The organism is Mesorhizobium sp. M0621, from assembly GCF_040320745.1.
Taxonomy (GTDB): Bacteria; Pseudomonadota; Alphaproteobacteria; order Rhizobiales; family Rhizobiaceae; genus Mesorhizobium.
Genome location: NZ_JAMYQF010000030.1, coordinates 15283 through 28896, shown reverse-complemented (window position 1 = coordinate 28896; position 13614 = coordinate 15283). Strand labels below are relative to the sequence as shown.

At 59.4% G+C, this 13614-nt stretch carries 19 protein-coding genes and 1 pseudogene; 11 read left to right on the top strand and 9 right to left on the bottom strand.

From position 1 onward, the window contains the following. From NKI38_RS20205 to NKI38_RS20190, 4 genes are all read left to right on the top strand, one after another. Positions 1–2016: a DUF2817 domain-containing protein gene (locus NKI38_RS20205; protein ID WP_352659943.1), complete on the top strand. Its 2016-nt coding sequence runs from the start codon at positions 1–3 to the stop codon at positions 2014–2016. 75 nt (positions 2017–2091) lie between these two features. Next, positions 2092–2889, top strand: coding sequence for a transporter substrate-binding domain-containing protein (locus tag NKI38_RS20200; RefSeq protein ID WP_352659942.1), 798 nt, complete (start codon positions 2092–2094; stop codon positions 2887–2889). Positions 2890–2967: 78 nt separating this feature from the next. Beyond that, positions 2968–3675, top strand: coding sequence for an ABC transporter permease (locus tag NKI38_RS20195; protein WP_352659941.1), 708 nt, complete (start codon positions 2968–2970; stop codon positions 3673–3675). Positions 3676–3679: 4 nt separating this feature from the next. Further along, positions 3680–4411, top strand: coding sequence for an ABC transporter permease (locus NKI38_RS20190; RefSeq protein WP_352660004.1), 732 nt, complete (start codon positions 3680–3682; stop codon positions 4409–4411). Between the two features lie 552 nt (positions 4412–4963). On the opposite strand, the gene NKI38_RS20185 is transcribed toward NKI38_RS20190, so the two are convergent. Together NKI38_RS20185 and NKI38_RS20180 are read right to left on the bottom strand one after the other, a co-directional pair. Further along, a complete protein-coding gene (locus NKI38_RS20185) occupies positions 4964–5443 on the bottom strand; it encodes an SgcJ/EcaC family oxidoreductase (RefSeq protein ID WP_352659940.1) in 480 nt (159 codons plus the stop codon). Positions 5444–6021: 578 nt separating this feature from the next. Next, positions 6022–6561 carry a TetR/AcrR family transcriptional regulator gene (locus tag NKI38_RS20180; RefSeq protein ID WP_352659939.1) on the bottom strand — a complete coding sequence of 180 codons (540 nt, stop codon included), beginning with the start codon at positions 6559–6561 and terminating at the stop codon, positions 6022–6024. A 76-nt stretch (positions 6562–6637) separates the two neighbouring features. On the opposite strand from NKI38_RS20180, the gene NKI38_RS20175 reads away from it, so the two are divergent. Both NKI38_RS20175 and NKI38_RS20170 read left to right on the top strand, forming a co-directional pair. Continuing rightward, positions 6638–7519, top strand: a complete 882-nt coding sequence (locus tag NKI38_RS20175; protein WP_352659938.1) for a sterol desaturase family protein — start codon at positions 6638–6640, stop codon at positions 7517–7519. A gap of 665 nt (positions 7520–8184) precedes the next feature. Beyond that, complete coding sequence (locus NKI38_RS20170; protein ID WP_352659937.1) at positions 8185–8580, top strand: hypothetical protein; 396 nt, start codon at positions 8185–8187, stop codon at positions 8578–8580. A 32-nt stretch (positions 8581–8612) separates the two neighbouring features. On the opposite strand, the gene NKI38_RS20165 is transcribed toward NKI38_RS20170, so the two are convergent. The 4 genes from NKI38_RS20165 to NKI38_RS20150 are packed head-to-tail and all read right to left on the bottom strand — an operon-like array spanning position 8613 to position 9887. Further along, a complete protein-coding gene (locus NKI38_RS20165) occupies positions 8613–8816 on the bottom strand; it encodes a hypothetical protein (protein ID WP_352659936.1) in 204 nt (67 codons plus the stop codon). Continuing rightward, on the bottom strand, positions 8813–9127 hold the full coding sequence (locus tag NKI38_RS20160; protein WP_352659935.1) for a hypothetical protein: 315 nt from the start codon (positions 9125–9127) through the stop codon (positions 8813–8815). Before NKI38_RS20160 ends, NKI38_RS20165 begins: the two co-directional genes overlap by 4 nt. Further along, a complete protein-coding gene (locus tag NKI38_RS20155) occupies positions 9124–9465 on the bottom strand; it encodes a hypothetical protein (RefSeq protein WP_352659934.1) in 342 nt (113 codons plus the stop codon). Before NKI38_RS20155 ends, NKI38_RS20160 begins: the two co-directional genes overlap by 4 nt. Next, positions 9462–9887 (bottom strand): hypothetical protein, encoded by a 426-nt coding sequence (locus tag NKI38_RS20150; RefSeq protein ID WP_352659933.1) that lies wholly within the window; start codon positions 9885–9887, stop codon positions 9462–9464. The genes NKI38_RS20155 and NKI38_RS20150 overlap by 4 nt, the downstream gene beginning before the upstream one ends. 60 nt (positions 9888–9947) lie before the next feature. Here NKI38_RS20150 and NKI38_RS20145 point away from each other — a divergent pair, with 60 nt between their 5' ends. After that, the gene (locus NKI38_RS20145) at positions 9948–10127 is read left to right on the top strand and encodes a hypothetical protein (RefSeq protein ID WP_352659932.1); all 180 of its coding nucleotides are present in this window, start codon (positions 9948–9950) and stop codon (positions 10125–10127) included. 13 nt (positions 10128–10140) lie between these two features. Continuing rightward, positions 10141–10284: a hypothetical protein gene (locus NKI38_RS20140; RefSeq protein WP_352659931.1), complete on the top strand. Its 144-nt coding sequence runs from the start codon at positions 10141–10143 to the stop codon at positions 10282–10284. A gap of 62 nt (positions 10285–10346) precedes the next feature. On the opposite strand, the gene NKI38_RS20135 is transcribed toward NKI38_RS20140, so the two are convergent. Together NKI38_RS20135 and NKI38_RS20130 are read right to left on the bottom strand one after the other, a co-directional pair. Next, positions 10347–10784, bottom strand: coding sequence for a hypothetical protein (locus NKI38_RS20135; protein ID WP_352660010.1), 438 nt, complete (start codon positions 10782–10784; stop codon positions 10347–10349). A gap of 241 nt (positions 10785–11025) precedes the next feature. After that, a pseudogene (locus tag NKI38_RS20130) lies at positions 11026–11187 on the bottom strand (KTSC domain-containing protein); the annotation flags it as partial. A gap of 288 nt (positions 11188–11475) precedes the next feature. On the opposite strand from NKI38_RS20130, the gene NKI38_RS20125 reads away from it, so the two are divergent. Beyond that, the gene (locus tag NKI38_RS20125; protein WP_352659930.1) at positions 11476–11703 is read left to right on the top strand and encodes a hypothetical protein; all 228 of its coding nucleotides are present in this window, start codon (positions 11476–11478) and stop codon (positions 11701–11703) included. Between the two features lie 27 nt (positions 11704–11730). On the opposite strand, the gene NKI38_RS20120 is transcribed toward NKI38_RS20125, so the two are convergent. Then, entirely contained in the window at positions 11731–12210 is a 480-nt protein-coding gene (locus NKI38_RS20120; protein ID WP_352659929.1) for a DUF3102 domain-containing protein, read from the bottom strand. Positions 12211–12494: 284 nt separating this feature from the next. Between NKI38_RS20120 and NKI38_RS20115 the strand changes: the two genes are divergently transcribed. Further along, positions 12495–13157, top strand: a complete 663-nt coding sequence (locus tag NKI38_RS20115) for a hypothetical protein (protein ID WP_352659928.1) — start codon at positions 12495–12497, stop codon at positions 13155–13157. A gap of 23 nt (positions 13158–13180) precedes the next feature. Then, positions 13181–13594, top strand: a complete 414-nt coding sequence (locus NKI38_RS20110) for a hypothetical protein (RefSeq protein WP_352659927.1) — start codon at positions 13181–13183, stop codon at positions 13592–13594. The last annotated feature ends 20 nt before the right edge of the window (positions 13595–13614 follow it).

Below are 13614 nucleotides of genomic sequence, written 5' to 3'. Positions count from 1 at the left end.
ATGAACGGATTGACCGCAACCGCCAGCCGTCCCGTGGGATCGACCATGCGCCATGATGAGCCGGCACCAGCCTATGCCTTTGATTTCGCCACCCTGCGTCAGGGATTTCGCGAGGCCGCTGAGCGGGCGGGCGCGGAACTGTCTGAATATGTCCATCCGCTGAACGGCCCGGATGGCGAGACACTGGCGACGGATGTGGCACTGCTTGGCCGCCGCGATGCGCGCAAGCTGACCGTGCTCATCTCCGGCACGCATGGTGTCGAGGGTCCGTTCGGTTCGACCTGCCAGACCGCCTGGCTCGGCCAGAACAACCTGCGGCGCTTGCCCAACGACACGGCGATCCTTGCCATCCACCTCATCAATCCCTGGGGTACGGCGTGGTCTCGACGCGTCAACGAAGACAATGTCGACCTCAACCGCAACTTCATCGACTGGTCTTCGAGCACTCCGGTCAATAACGGTTATGCCGGCCTGCACGACGCCGTGGCCTATCGCGAATGGGAAGGGCCGGACCGGGTAGCGGCCGACGAGAAGCTCGCAGTTGCGCGCAAGAGGCTTGGGCATGCCGGGCTGGCGGCGATCGTCGAGGCCGGCCAGTATGAGTTCGCCGACGGCATGTTCTACGGCGGTGGCGGCCCAGTCTGGTCGAACCGCACATTAAACGAAATCCTGAAGACCTTTGCCGGCGCGGCACGCCAGGCGATCGTTTTCGACCTGCACACCGGAGCAGGGCCTTACGGTTATCCGGCTCTGCTTTCGGTGACGAGTTCCGAGCATGCCGGGCTTGGCTGGGGCAAATCCATCTTCGGGCCGGCGCTGGCCACGGTGCTGACCGGCCCGGGCGCCAGGACCGGCACTGGCATCGCGGCGACAGCGACCGGCTACCTCTCCGACGCCGTGCGCAAGGCGATGCCAAATGCGCGTGTGCTGCCACTTGTCGTCGAATGCGGCACGCTGGACGGCCCCGCCGTCATGGAGGCGGTGCAGGCCGACAATTGGCTGTATCAGTTCGGCAAACTCGATTCGCCACTGGGCAAGCGGATCCGGGACACGCTGCGCGCTGCCTTCATTCCGGATGATCCGGACTGGCGGCGCACCTGCCTGTCCAACAGTCTGCGCTATTTCGACCGGGCGCTGGCGGATCTACGGACTGTCGAGGTAACCCAGGACGAGGCCCTCAGCAGCGAACAGATGCCGCCAGCCGTTCCCGCCGTGGCGGCCGATACGGCGCCCGCCGACGAGGCGAACATCGCCACGCCGGCCGTGCAGATCGATGAGCTTCACAAGAGCTTCGGCTCGCTTCTGGTGTTGAAGGGCGTCAACCTCACCGCCCATGCCGGCGAAGTCATTTCCATGATCGGCTCGTCGGGCTCGGGCAAGAGCACGTTCCTGCGCTGCATCAATCTTCTGGAACAGCCTGATGGCGGCAAGGTCGCCATCGACGGTGAGCTCATCAAGATGAAGCCGCTGTCGAACGGCCGTCTTGGGCCTGCCGATATGGCGCAGGTCGAACGCATCCGTGCCCGCGTCGGCATGGTTTTCCAGAACTTCAATCTGTGGCCGCACATGACGGTGGTGGAGAACATCGTCGAAGCGCCCCGGCACGTGCTGAAGGAGCCTCGCGACAAGGCCGTCGAACATGCGCACGCCTTGTTGAAGAAAGTCGGGCTCGCCGACAAGCACGCCCACTATCCGGGCCAGTTATCAGGCGGCCAACAGCAACGCGCCGCGATCGCGCGCACGCTCGCGATGCGTCCCAAAGTCATCCTCTTCGATGAACCGACATCGGCGCTCGATCCCGAGTTGGTCGGCGAGGTGCTGCGGGTGATCCGTCAGCTGGCGGAGGAAGGCAACACCATGATCCTCGTGACGCATGAGATGCAGTTCGCGCGCGAGGTCTCCCACAAAGTTCTGTTTCTCCACCAGGGAAAGGTGGAGGAAGAGGGTGCGCCAGCGGAGCTGTTCGGCAGCCCGCGTTCGGAGCGTCTGCGCCAATTCCTGGCGCGGACACTGTGAGGGAAGCCCGCATTCTCGAAGCGTCCGGTTCGCACCGGACAACGGCAATGAAGACCAACAACAAGGGGAACTGACATGAAATTGAAAGTCTTGACGCTGCTCGCATGTCTGGCGGGAAGCATGGGAAGCGCATTGGCGGCCGAAGGCGAATTGTCCATCGGAACAGAAGGTGCCTACCCGCCATGGAGCATGTCCGACGCCAACGGCAACGTCACCGGCTTCGATGCCGATGTCGGTGCGTTGCTGTGCACCAAACTTGCGGTGACGTGCCATTTTGTCGTGCAGGCTTTCGATGGGTTGATCCCGGCGCTGAAGGCCAAGCGCTTCGACGTCATCATCTCGGGCATGTCGATCACCGCCGATCGCAAGAAGGAGATCAATTTCAGCGTCGGCTATGCCGAACTAGCCAACATGTTCGTCGCGGCCAAGGGTTCTGATCTGGCCGCCATTACCGACGTCGACACGCTGCTGAAGTCGCTCGACGCCAAGAAGGTCGGCGTGCAGGCTGGCACCACCCACGCGCATTTCCTCGAGAAGCGTGCGCCCAATGCCGACCTGAAGACCTATGACACGCTCGACCAAATGCAGATCGACCTGGCGAGCGGCCGTATCGACACGGCTTTCGCGGATCAGTCCGCCTTGCAGGACTTTCTGGACAAGCCCGATGGCAAGAACTTCCAGCTGGTCGGCGTTGAGATCAAGAGCACCTTCGACCCGACGCTTGGTGAAGGCATCGGCGTCGGCATCGCGCAGGACAACACCGAACTCAAGGCCAAGATCGACAAGGCGCTTTGCGAGCTGATCGCGGATGGCTCGGTCGGCAAGGCAAGCCAGAAATGGTTCAAGACGGACATTTCCCGGCCCTGCAAATAACGCCTTGGAATTCGCGCATGCGCCAGGACAGCCCGGCGCATGCGTCTCATTGGCACGACAGACACTAGGTCAACTCAGATGGAATTCGGTCTCTGGCAGGTTTGGGAAGCGGGTTGGGTGACCGCCATCCTGCGTGGCGCGTCGATAACGATCCTTGTGGGTCTTGTCAGCATGGCCGCCGGGCTGGTGATCGGCATTGTCTGTGGCCTGATCAAATGGGCCCGGATATTTCCGCTCTCACTGCTCGTTGATGCCTATACCTCGCTGGTGCGCGGCGTGCCCGAACTGCTGATCATCTACCTCCTGTTTTTCAGTTCGGTTGAATTCGTGACCAAGGTTGTGACTGCCTTCGGCTATGCCGGCGTCGCGGAGAGCGGCTACGCGTTCGTCATCGCGGTCATCGCCATTGGCGCGATCTCCGGCGCCTATTCGACCGAGGTCGTGCGCGGGGCCCTGGGGGCGATCCCCGATGGGCATATCGAGGCCGCTCGCGCGCTCGGGCTGTCTGGTGGCCGGATATTTCGCCGCATCATCGCGCCGCAGATGCTGCGCATCGCAGTGCCCGGCATCAACAATGTATGGCAGACGACGATCAAGGACACGGCTTTGGTCTCGGTGGTCGGCCTTCAGGAGCTGATGCGCATTTCTTTCATTGGCGCAAATTCCACCCGCCACCCGTTCATCTTCTACCTGATCGCGGCTGTGGTTTATCTGGCCGTTACGCTCGTCAGCCAGGCCGGGTTCGACGGCATCGAACGCCTACTCAGGGTGAGGACGAGAAAGTAGTATGATGGATCTCATCCAGCTTGCGGTTCCTGTCTTGCTCAAGGGCCTGTTGGTCACCGCGGCACTGACGTTCGTTTCGGTGCTGATCGGCTTCAATCTGGGCCTCGGACTGGCGCTGATGCGGCTGTCGTCGAACCGCTTCCTGTCAGGCTTCGCCAAATATTATTCCAATGTCTTTCGTGGGACGCCGCTGCTGGTGCAGATTTTCCTGTTCTATTACGGGCTCGGCCAGCTTTCCCTGATAAAGGACAGCGCGGCTTTGTGGTGGGTGATCAGCGACGGATCGCGCTGCGCAGTTCTGGCGCTTGCGCTGAACACGGCTGCATACACATCTGAGATCCTGCGCGGCGGACTGATGTCGGTTCCGGTTGGTCTCGTCGAAGCGGCCCAGGCGTGCGGCATGTCGCGCATGCTGCGGTTTCGGCGCATCGAGTTTCCGCTCGCCATCCGCCAGGCGCTGCCAGCCTATGGCAATGAGCTAATCCTCGTCGTCAAGGGGACCAGCCTTGCCTCGACAATCACGGTGCTCGAAATAACCGGTTATGCCAAGCGGCTGATGAGCCAGACCTTCGCCATCTTCGAGATCTTTGCTATTGCCGGTGTGCTCTATCTGGTGATCAATCTGATGTTAATCGCGATCATCGGCTCCACGGAGCGTTTTCTCATGCGCCACGAGACCTCCTCTGGCCGACATTTGATCGCGCCGCAACCAAATCGATCTCCTATTATTTCGTGATGCCTCTAATAAGAGAGGTGATCTGAAAAACCGGCTTTCCGCTCTAACACAACCTCGAACTGAACTTCGCTGTCCGCTTCCAGGCAGCGGCTACGGGGTCCTGGATGGCCGAGATGGGCGCGTTGCAGACCGGCAGCCTCGGGGCCGCGAGCCGACCGACGCTTAGAGGTTCGGATTTCAATAGCGGACTTTCAGACGCCTGCGGGCATCGACGTGATCTGCCCCCAACCGCTGCAGCTTTATCGGACATCCCGCGTCTTCACCTTGATGCGGTCGATGTGCTCGTAGGGATCGACGATATCGCGCGTTTTCGGCATGTCGCGCGGATCGATGCCAGAACACCGTCACGATGCGACGGCGACAAAGATCGGCACGCAGGAACGACATAGGGTGGCTAAGGACGAAAGCGCACAATCCTTTTACGCGGCATTGTCCCGCATACTTGATCGCGTCGGGAAGGAGATTGCCACGGTGCTGAGGAGCTTTTGATGACAGGATCCCCCTGCCACTCGCCCGATTTGCGATGGAAATGTAATGGCACTTACATCGCTTCTACTTCACTGGCTCCGGCATCGCCGAGGAGTGGTGGTGGACGATGAGCCATTTTCCGTTGCGCAATTCGTAGATGTAGGAGTAGCGCGCCTTGACGGTCTCGGTCGTGCCTGACGTGCTTCCGGAAAGCGCGAAGGTATAGGTGCCGACGTCATACGCCGTGTTGCAGCCAATATGGATCGTGCGGCTATCGATGGTGCCGTGGGGATTGCGCTCGAGGAAATGGACGAAATAATCCTTGATTGCGGCAGGACCCGTTCGCGGTTGATTGGAAACGGTCGCCAGCAACACTGCATCAGGAGCATAATTAGCGGTGACCTTGGCCGCATCGTGCGTTTCCAGCGAGTTGTTCCAGCGATCGAACAGCGCGGCGATTTGGGCTTTGTTGACCGTCTTGCAGCTCATCGACGTTTTGGCTTGCGCGCCTTGTGCGACAGCACATGCCACGCAGGCGACGGCCACTGTGATGAATCTTTTCATCTCTGATGGTACCTTTGGAGGATACGGACGCTAACTGCGCTACGAACGTTTGGTCGCCATGGTGTACAGCGGACTTAAAAGAGATGACCGGTGCGACGAGGGCACCGATCAACGCTAGAACTTGAAAGCTATCAGTATATTAGCAACTGCGCAATCACGCGGAAGTACGCCTTTGCCGGTAGTTTGCCACGCGCGTCCGCTCGGACAGCCGCCGACGGCTCTCTGTTTGAACGCGGCAAGGTGCTATGAAGGCCATCGACATCACGCAGCCGGGTGGACCGGAAGTTCTGAGTCTGATTGAGGTCGACATGCCCCGGTTGCGGCCGGGCCAGGTGCTGTGCCCGAGGTCGCATTAATCCGGAAGGCCATGCCTGGGAAGAAGTATGGATGGATCCGAGTGCGATGTCTGCCGGAGCCTGAGGCTCGCGCGGCACTTGCTTCAATGCATGGCCGCTGCTGCACTGATCAGACCCGTCAGAACCGGAAACATTTTCTCAACAGGCACGCCCCCGTTTAACGTGGCGCCGCATGCTTGCACAACACTGTTGCAATAGTCACCGCGTCACACTCCAATCCAGTCATACGAGCAAGCGCATTGCCATCTTTTGGACCGTCTCGCGCACGTTGGAGCCCTTTGCTTCCGCCAGGTAGGACATCGATCCGCCAATGATATAGGCAGCTTTTGCCGAGGCATCCTGCACTCCGCGGAGAGACAGCTCCAGTTCGAGCCGCACTTTAAGCGCCGCCCGAAACCGGGGCAGTAAAGCATCCCCACGCTTGCCCGCCATTGCGTCGGCAAAAAAGTCCGGTGCTGCGCCCACGTGCGAAACCAGCCAGTTCAGCGTCGCCAACGGTTCGCTTGGCCGCGTTGAAGGCTTTATGTCACCCAATATATCGGAAAAGATTTCGTCCAGCAGGTCAGCTTTGGTGTCGAAATGCTCGTAAAAGGAGGAGCGCGCAACGCCCGCTCGACGGCAGATGGCGCTTGCAGTGATTTCGGACCAATCACCCTGCTGTAACAAGTGCATCAGGGCCTCCTTCAATGTGGCGCGCGTGCGCACGGCGCGCGGATCATCGGACACATTGGTCTGCACCTGTCCGGAAAGATGACTGCTCATCTGGTTCTTCTGCTCAAATCCGTTACCTCTCTCGAACTTATCAGACACCTGTCTGAAAACTCAAGGAGGATCGAACATGGGTATCGAGAATATAACTCGGCGGCTCATCCGCTGGGGATTGTACCCGGTTTCGTGGATCTGGGTCATCTACGCGTTGAACCGGTTCCTGGCGATGGGCGTGGACGAGCGCCCCGCCTGGATATTGATCACCCTGCCACTCTTGCTGACCTATCTGGTTATCGAGTTGACGTTGCCGATGCAGAAACGCTGGTCGATGACCTGGCGAACACTGTTGCCGGACCTTGCCTATATCGTATCGTCCGGGGCGACCGTGGCATTGGTCTCCGCGGTACTTGCGATGCTGACGATCACCATTTCCAGCAAAACCGGTGGCCCAGCACGTGATTGGCCGTTCTGGATTCAATTGCCAGTCCTGTTCGTCGTCTTCGAGTTCATGAATTATCACATCCACCGAGGCATGCATGAACTGCGGGGGCCACTGGGAGGGTTGCTCTGGCGTATCCACGCTGCGCATCACTTGCCGGAACGGCTTTATCTGCTGATGCACGCTGTTTCGCATCCGTTCAACGCAGTGTTCGTTCAGGCGTTTGCGATCATTCTGCCGATCTGGCTCATGGGATACTCAACCGACGCGGTTCTGATCTTTCTCGTTATCAATGCCTTTCATGGCATCATCAGCCATTTCAACGTTGATCTGCGCCTGGGATGGGCCAATTACATCTTCGTTGGTCCGGAAGTGCATCGTTACCACCATTCTGCGGACGTGAATGAGGCCAAGAATTACGGCGCAACCCTGACACTTTGGGACCAGATTTTTGGCACCTTCGTTTTCCATCCGGGCCTTGCACCACAGGACCTGGGCGTCTCTCCGGACGCAAACCTTCCCCACTATCAGCAGATTCCGTCAGTACTGGCCTTGCCCTTCCGACGCTCGTAGTCAGGAAAGCCTTGAACAAGCAGAGCACGTTTTAGATAAGTGAGATCTCAGCGCTGATCGTAGGCCCTCTGTTCCAAATCTTTTTTGGCGGTTGGTTGCTGCAGCAAACGACCGCTTTTGTATTTGTGGAACGACGGTCGAATGACCGATGTGCGGCGCAAAGCTGCCGTTCGCGTCGTGATAGCTTTTCGGGCCAGACTCTCCAATACCCTGCCGGTCTGTGCAGCACCGAGACACGCCCATCACGCCCGACACTTTAGAAAATATCGCATGCTCTCCGAGTGGGGGAAAGGCGGTAGCGCTCTCCCGCTACCAAATTTCTCTTAAACAAATCAGCAACTTAGGTGCTCGGGATTGCACCTCGGCGGCTGATGCCATGTCGCGTCATGTTGCAAACCGCGCCGTTGATTTCCAAGGGTTTCCTGCGACTATCCGCTAGTCCGTGCGACATGGACGCGACATGGGAGGGGATCGAATGCCAAGGCTGCCGAAGCCGGCGAAGCTACTCGACTACGCCAAGCAATACTTCGGCGCCATGGTTGCGACTATCGGCGGTTTGGGCGTCATTGTTGGCGGGGGGGGTGGCCGTCTACGCTCATCGCGACTGGTTCGGATTCGCAACGTCTTTCGTAACAATACATCCAATGGCATCGACGAAGGAGTACATGCGCTTCCTTGCCGAGAATGAGGGAAATCGGCCGGCGTCGATCGGCAGGGTAAGTGGCGAATTCCAGTTTGCAGGGGCGATTAAGTCAGCTTTCAGCGGCAACCTGCGTCTCGACCTCGAGGAGGGCGATAGTGTCATTCCGGCCAAAGGTTCACAGACGCTGCGAGTTCACTTTGCCGACCGCGCTCGGTTGGATACCCTTGAGAGCTATCTTTCGGGTGTGGGCGATTTGAACGACACTCAATGCGTATTTGGGTTTGAAGTCATCAATTACGACGGACACCGGGAACGCCTCCAAGCTACCTTCGACTGTCGCTTGTTCCTTGGTCAGTATCTCGGCATTGGTAACAGCAATCTCCCGCTCCGATATCCAGCAGATAGCCCGCCACCGTGAGGCAGCGGGCCAAGATGCAATTTGCACGTTGATCAGTTTGCCTTCTGGCGGATCATCTCGGCAAAATAGGACCGGAACTCCGCGCCCAACTCGGGCGACATGCGGAACGAGCGCCCGCCGCTGGCGTCTTCCGTCCGATACACAACGATCATATCGCCGTTCGCGGGATCGACCGTCGGGACGATGGACTCGAGGCGCTCGGCTCTCTCCATGTAGATGGCGATGTTTCCCGTCATAGCCGCACCAGCACGGACTGATCAGTCAGATCGTCGCCCCATTGTTCGCGATCGTGGTCCGGCTCGGCGTCGCCGCCTTCCTCGTCGTCGCAGGCGTCTTGCTCGCGGTCGTCACACTGGCCAAGTGATGGCTCGTCGTCGGTCGTCTCCTCCAGATCGCAATCGACCTCCATAAGGTCGAGCGCGGTGATGAGGCTCATGGCGCGGTCCAGGAGGTCGTTGAGACGCTGCTCGACCGACTGGCGCCATTGCCGCGGGTCGACGTCTACAGGCATGCCGTAGGGCTTCAGGACAGGCGTGTGGGCGTTCATGATGCATCGCCTGCTATCGCCCTGATGTCGGCGACGAGGCTCTTGAGGATCTGGACTTCGCTGGCCTCGTCATCAGTATTCCAGCGGCGCCGTACCTTCACCTTCGCGAGTAGACCCTCCAGGCTGCTTGCCCGGGTCTTCATGACGCGATCGAACGCGCGGACCGCCGCCGCGGCCTTCTTGGCCTCCTTTTTCTCTGCCTTGCGAACCCGCGATCCGAGACGGTCGATTGCCGCCTCGATGTCCGCAGTCCTTGCGGTAGCATGTCGCCGCCGATCGTCCGCGGCTTTGAACTCGGCCACACGGCGCAGCAGCTTGGCGTCTCCCTCGTCGGTCATAGGCCGTGCTCCCGCTCGAGGAAGGCCAGCGCGGCCTCTAGCGTGTTCTCCGAGCTCGAGCAGCAAATCGACTGCGACTCGATCGTAAAGCGGATCGCCTCCGCCACACCGCGAAGACTGATCGCCGGCGGGCAGTTACTCCAGAGCCGGTCGTGTGCCGGGCCATAGGTGGCCATCACGTGCGCTTCCTCGTTTTCGAAGGTGATGTCGTCGCTCGGGATCGCGGCGAATGCCACCATGCCGGCACGATATTTGGCGATCGCTTCGGCGAGCGGGTCGGCCTGGCGCTTGTTTACGCCGGCATGCGCCATCGGCGTTGCGGCAAGAGCCGCGGCGGCAGTTAGCCCGCCCAATAGGAGGCGGCGGTTCAGGTTGGTAGCGGGCATAGCTTCGCCGGCCGCCGGAACATGGGTGTTCGGCATTGTGTTTACTCCGATTGAGAAAATATCAAGCGGACTCAGCAAATCCGTGGTGCCCGCGCCATGCTTGGACTGACCCAAGCCGATCTCGCGAAGCAGGCGGGCTTGTCGACGCCAGCGCCGGCGCCGTCCTCGGGGATGAACTCGACGCCGGCCGATTCGAGGGCCGACTGGATCGCTTTGAGCGTCGATGCCTTGGGATCAGTGCTCCCGCTTTCGATATTGTTCAACCCGGTCGCGTGAGGCTGAGGAAGCCGTGAGTTTGGTCACCCTCTACATTGTCGCCGTGACCGTCCTGATGCTCGCCAGCGCCGTTTGGCGCTATCGGCAACGGGATATGGTCGGCATGGCTGCTTCGCTCCTGGTGGCCGGCCTGGGCGCCTTCAGCCTGTTGCTTTAGCAGCTAATTTGTCAAAGAAAAGCCCGGCCACCTTTCGGCGATCATTGGCTCGACCTGGCCGGCTACCTTGCCACGAAGAGATTGCTCGCAATGCATTTATGGACCGGGCAATAATCTGTGTCGGTCGTCGGCACGCCTGCGCCAGTAGCCACCTCGCCAGGACCGCATTGCTTCTGCCCGCTGACATAGAGGTCGTAGCGCGTCAGGCTGAGGTTGAATATGGAGCGGTAGCGAATGACGGTGGTGCCGTCCTGCTTCAGTAGTGCCTGAACTTCGGCGCAACTCAGGCCGGCGATATCCCTGCGCTCTTGCGCTTGAGCCTGCACCACGAGCAAGAGTAACGGAATTGCCATCGCGATCGGTTTCATGGCGCCCCACCAGCGTTTTCGCCCGACCGATGGTGTAGACTTGACCAACCGATATGAAAAGCCCTCTGCCTTTGGCCTCGCCAAAGACGACATGCGGTCGGTGTCGTCGATGGTCGAGAAAATCCTGACCATGCACCTGCTCGACAAGGGCTACCAGGAAACTCGCTGGTGGCCTTGCAATGCGAGCAACCAAAGACCCCGACCAGATCGTCGTGCATCGAGCCGTGACCAGGCCCGAGCCGATCGATAAGCGCCGCGACGTCGAGCCTGGTCGACTTGCAGCATATGGGATGTCCGCAATTGACGTAGACCGTTTCGCGGTCGGCCAGAGTTTCGGCGAGGGTCTTTTGAGGCATGGCGATCTGCGGATGCGCTCGTTGAAATAGCGGCCTTTGGCGAAGGCAGATTTGAACGCGGTAAAGCTCTCAAGCGGTACGTCCAAGAACTCGTAATGCTTCCCGCTCGCGACAAACCAGACTGAGAGAATCCTGGTGTTCGGGTCATAGTCAAACTTGCGTATCGAGGTCGACGGCATGGAACGTCCAAAAGAGCCCGCCAGCCGAAGCCGGCGGGAGGGTCTGAAGGTGCCAGAGGGTGTGCGGTCTGGCACCTTGCAAACGGTTTCGACCCGCTTTTGTTTCAGACTTTGCTAAAATGGCCTTGGGCATATCGCCAGCGCACATCGATGCCAGCCTGCTGTCCTCAGCGCCGGAGCGCCCGCACGTCCTGGCGCCCGCCTGTGGCGAGCGTGAACGCAGGGTGCTTCAAGGGAACAGAGCCCAAAGCCGCACGTTCTAATATTTGATCCAAAGGGAGTACAAAAATGGTACGCCAAATCGCAACAACTATAGCGCTGCTCATTCAATTTCCAGCCTCCGCATTTGCAGACACTACCCAATATTGGGCCGCAAAGGATGCCGTTTCGAAGCAGTGCGAGGTGGTGACAAAGAAGCCAGACGGAACCCTCGTCAAAGAGCTTACGAAGGCCACATATAAGACCGAAGCGGAAGCGAACGATGCCTTGAAGAAGCTTCCAGATTGCAAGAAGTGACTGCGTGTGTTGTTCGCTCGAAGCGCGTCAACAATCGCCCTGCCTTGCCCTCGCCAGTGCCATACACTGATGCGCCATATGGCGGGAAAGACCTTCCTGCTTGTCCAGCCAAGGCCCGAAATGACCACGCGGCAATGATGCCTTTGACTCAAGCAACTGGCGCCCGATCGCCAGCTTGCGATCTTCGGAGAGCCGAGCACCAGTTGATCGACCCTTTGCGGCCTCGCTCGCTCGGATGCGATTGTCGACGTGTGGGGCGCCGCCCTGCCGCTGCCGCGCCATCATGTAAATCATGCCCGCGAGCGCATGGCCCTGGTGAACGATGCCGCGGAGCTCATGGGCAAGCGCCATCATTGGCCCGAGCGGGATCAGATCGAACATCTCAAGCAGCGCCGTGGTGTGTTGCTCGACCAGGTCGGGACAGGCGCGCAGCAGGTCAGAGATCGCCGTCAGGGAGGTTTCGTCTATCAGGGGGCTGTTGCCCTGCCCTTCAGCAAGGATGCACATGACGAGGCGAGCATGCTCGACGCCGTGGCGATCGATGATCCGCCGGATCGTGGGACGGCTCGGGTCTCTCCCGGAAGCGGTAGGCCGATTTGCTGACAATTCTGACGTCGAATTCCTGGCACAGCGCTTTCACGCGAGGATCGACGACCATGCCGGAGGGGATATCGCGAGGAAGAGGGTCTGTCCGTGCCGGCATGCCGCGCCTCGCTTGGGAGAACGTGGCGGATATTGCATAAGTCGCGGCTTATACGAAAGCCATCCAGCAAGCCGGTGTCTGTCAGATCTTGGTCGCCGATGCAGGAAATGATAACCGGGTATATCTCTTGTGGCTTCAAATAATCCCTTTCAGGCCCTTGACCGACGGTAATTCACCACAACAACGGCCATCCCTTGCGGAAATAATCACTTTAGGAGATGCTGATCTAAAGGCCTTGGGAGGGCTGGGGGATGAAAAAAAAACGTTGATGGCACTCGCTGCCATTGTACCGCTGTTTGGCTGCCAAACAAGCAATCAAGCCGACTACATGCAAATTGGATACGGACCTAGTTTCGACGTTGCACATGCTCAGTGTGAGATGCGAAAAGGATCAGTAGACCAAGGCTATCTTGCGATCGGATCACCAGCCTTTGTTGCGGGAGCGGGAATCGGCAATGCCCTGGGCAACTTGGCTGCTGAAGACCAATACATGAAGAACTGCCTGATCATCAGCGGTTGGAAGCGCGCGCCGCACGGCCAAGGCGCCGCGGCTGCAACAGCCGTTGCTTCCGGTGCGACACCTACCCCCTATGGGATCCAGCGCGCACCCGGTAGTTGGATCAACACGGCTCTGCTCGACTGGTCAGATGCGAATAACAAATGCATCGGCGGTGACAAGGCTGCATGTGGAACTCGAGCAAAGCTCGGTGCGCGGCTTAGGGCTGCCGGGATCAATCCGGCGCCAATCTGATGCCCAGGGTGGCCAGACTGGGAGTGCTGCTTTATCTGGCCGCCATTCTGGCACTTAGCGGCTGCGCCGGCCGCGGAACGAAAGTCGTTGCCCAAAGTTTATTCAGCGAAGGGCGTCTCAGTTTCTTGGAGAAATTCGGAATGAAAACCGCAATCATTCTTGGCGCCTTGGCGCTTTCCCTGGCAGCACCTGCGGTCGCATCCGCACAGGACGTCGTCATCCAGACCCACCGACATCACCGTCACCACTGGAACGATGACAACGCTGTCATCTACAATCGGGACGGACATCGTCTCCATCGCCGCCATCATGGTCAGGTGGCGTTCTATGATCAGGGCCGGAGGCATCATCGCTCCGTGATGATCACCGGCTCGGTCGATCGTCCTCTCCATCGTCACCGTCACGTGGTCATCCAGAACGACAACAGCGACTACTGATCGCAGGCCTACGGCCCGGC

What these genes read in the sequence shown, in the direction of transcription:
- NKI38_RS20150 (WP_352659933.1), bottom strand. Translation starts at nt 9,887, where the DNA reads ATGCCGAACACCCATGTTCCGGCGGCCGGCGAAGCTATGCCCGCTACC.
- NKI38_RS20190 (WP_352660004.1), top strand. Translation starts at nt 3,680, where the DNA reads ATGGATCTCATCCAGCTTGCGGTTCCTGTCTTGCTCAAGGGCCTGTTG.
- NKI38_RS20165 (WP_352659936.1), bottom strand. Translation starts at nt 8,816, where the DNA reads ATGACGGGAAACATCGCCATCTACATGGAGAGAGCCGAGCGCCTCGAG.
- NKI38_RS20175 (WP_352659938.1), top strand. Translation starts at nt 6,638, where the DNA reads ATGGGTATCGAGAATATAACTCGGCGGCTCATCCGCTGGGGATTGTAC.
- NKI38_RS20195 (WP_352659941.1), top strand. Translation starts at nt 2,968, where the DNA reads ATGGAATTCGGTCTCTGGCAGGTTTGGGAAGCGGGTTGGGTGACCGCC.
- NKI38_RS20180 (WP_352659939.1), bottom strand. Translation starts at nt 6,561, where the DNA reads ATGAGCAGTCATCTTTCCGGACAGGTGCAGACCAATGTGTCCGATGAT.
- NKI38_RS20145 (WP_352659932.1), top strand. Translation starts at nt 9,948, where the DNA reads ATGCTTGGACTGACCCAAGCCGATCTCGCGAAGCAGGCGGGCTTGTCG.
- NKI38_RS20125 (WP_352659930.1), top strand. Translation starts at nt 11,476, where the DNA reads ATGGTACGCCAAATCGCAACAACTATAGCGCTGCTCATTCAATTTCCA.
- NKI38_RS20205 (WP_352659943.1), top strand. Translation starts at nt 1, where the DNA reads ATGAACGGATTGACCGCAACCGCCAGCCGTCCCGTGGGATCGACCATG.
- NKI38_RS20200 (WP_352659942.1), top strand. Translation starts at nt 2,092, where the DNA reads ATGAAATTGAAAGTCTTGACGCTGCTCGCATGTCTGGCGGGAAGCATG.
- NKI38_RS20135 (WP_352660010.1), bottom strand. Translation starts at nt 10,784, where the DNA reads ATGGTCAGGATTTTCTCGACCATCGACGACACCGACCGCATGTCGTCT.
- NKI38_RS20155 (WP_352659934.1), bottom strand. Translation starts at nt 9,465, where the DNA reads ATGACCGACGAGGGAGACGCCAAGCTGCTGCGCCGTGTGGCCGAGTTC.
- NKI38_RS20160 (WP_352659935.1), bottom strand. Translation starts at nt 9,127, where the DNA reads ATGAACGCCCACACGCCTGTCCTGAAGCCCTACGGCATGCCTGTAGAC.
- NKI38_RS20185 (WP_352659940.1), bottom strand. Translation starts at nt 5,443, where the DNA reads ATGAAAAGATTCATCACAGTGGCCGTCGCCTGCGTGGCATGTGCTGTC.
- NKI38_RS20170 (WP_352659937.1), top strand. Translation starts at nt 8,185, where the DNA reads ATGCGCTTCCTTGCCGAGAATGAGGGAAATCGGCCGGCGTCGATCGGC.
- NKI38_RS20120 (WP_352659929.1), bottom strand. Translation starts at nt 12,210, where the DNA reads ATGTGCATCCTTGCTGAAGGGCAGGGCAACAGCCCCCTGATAGACGAA.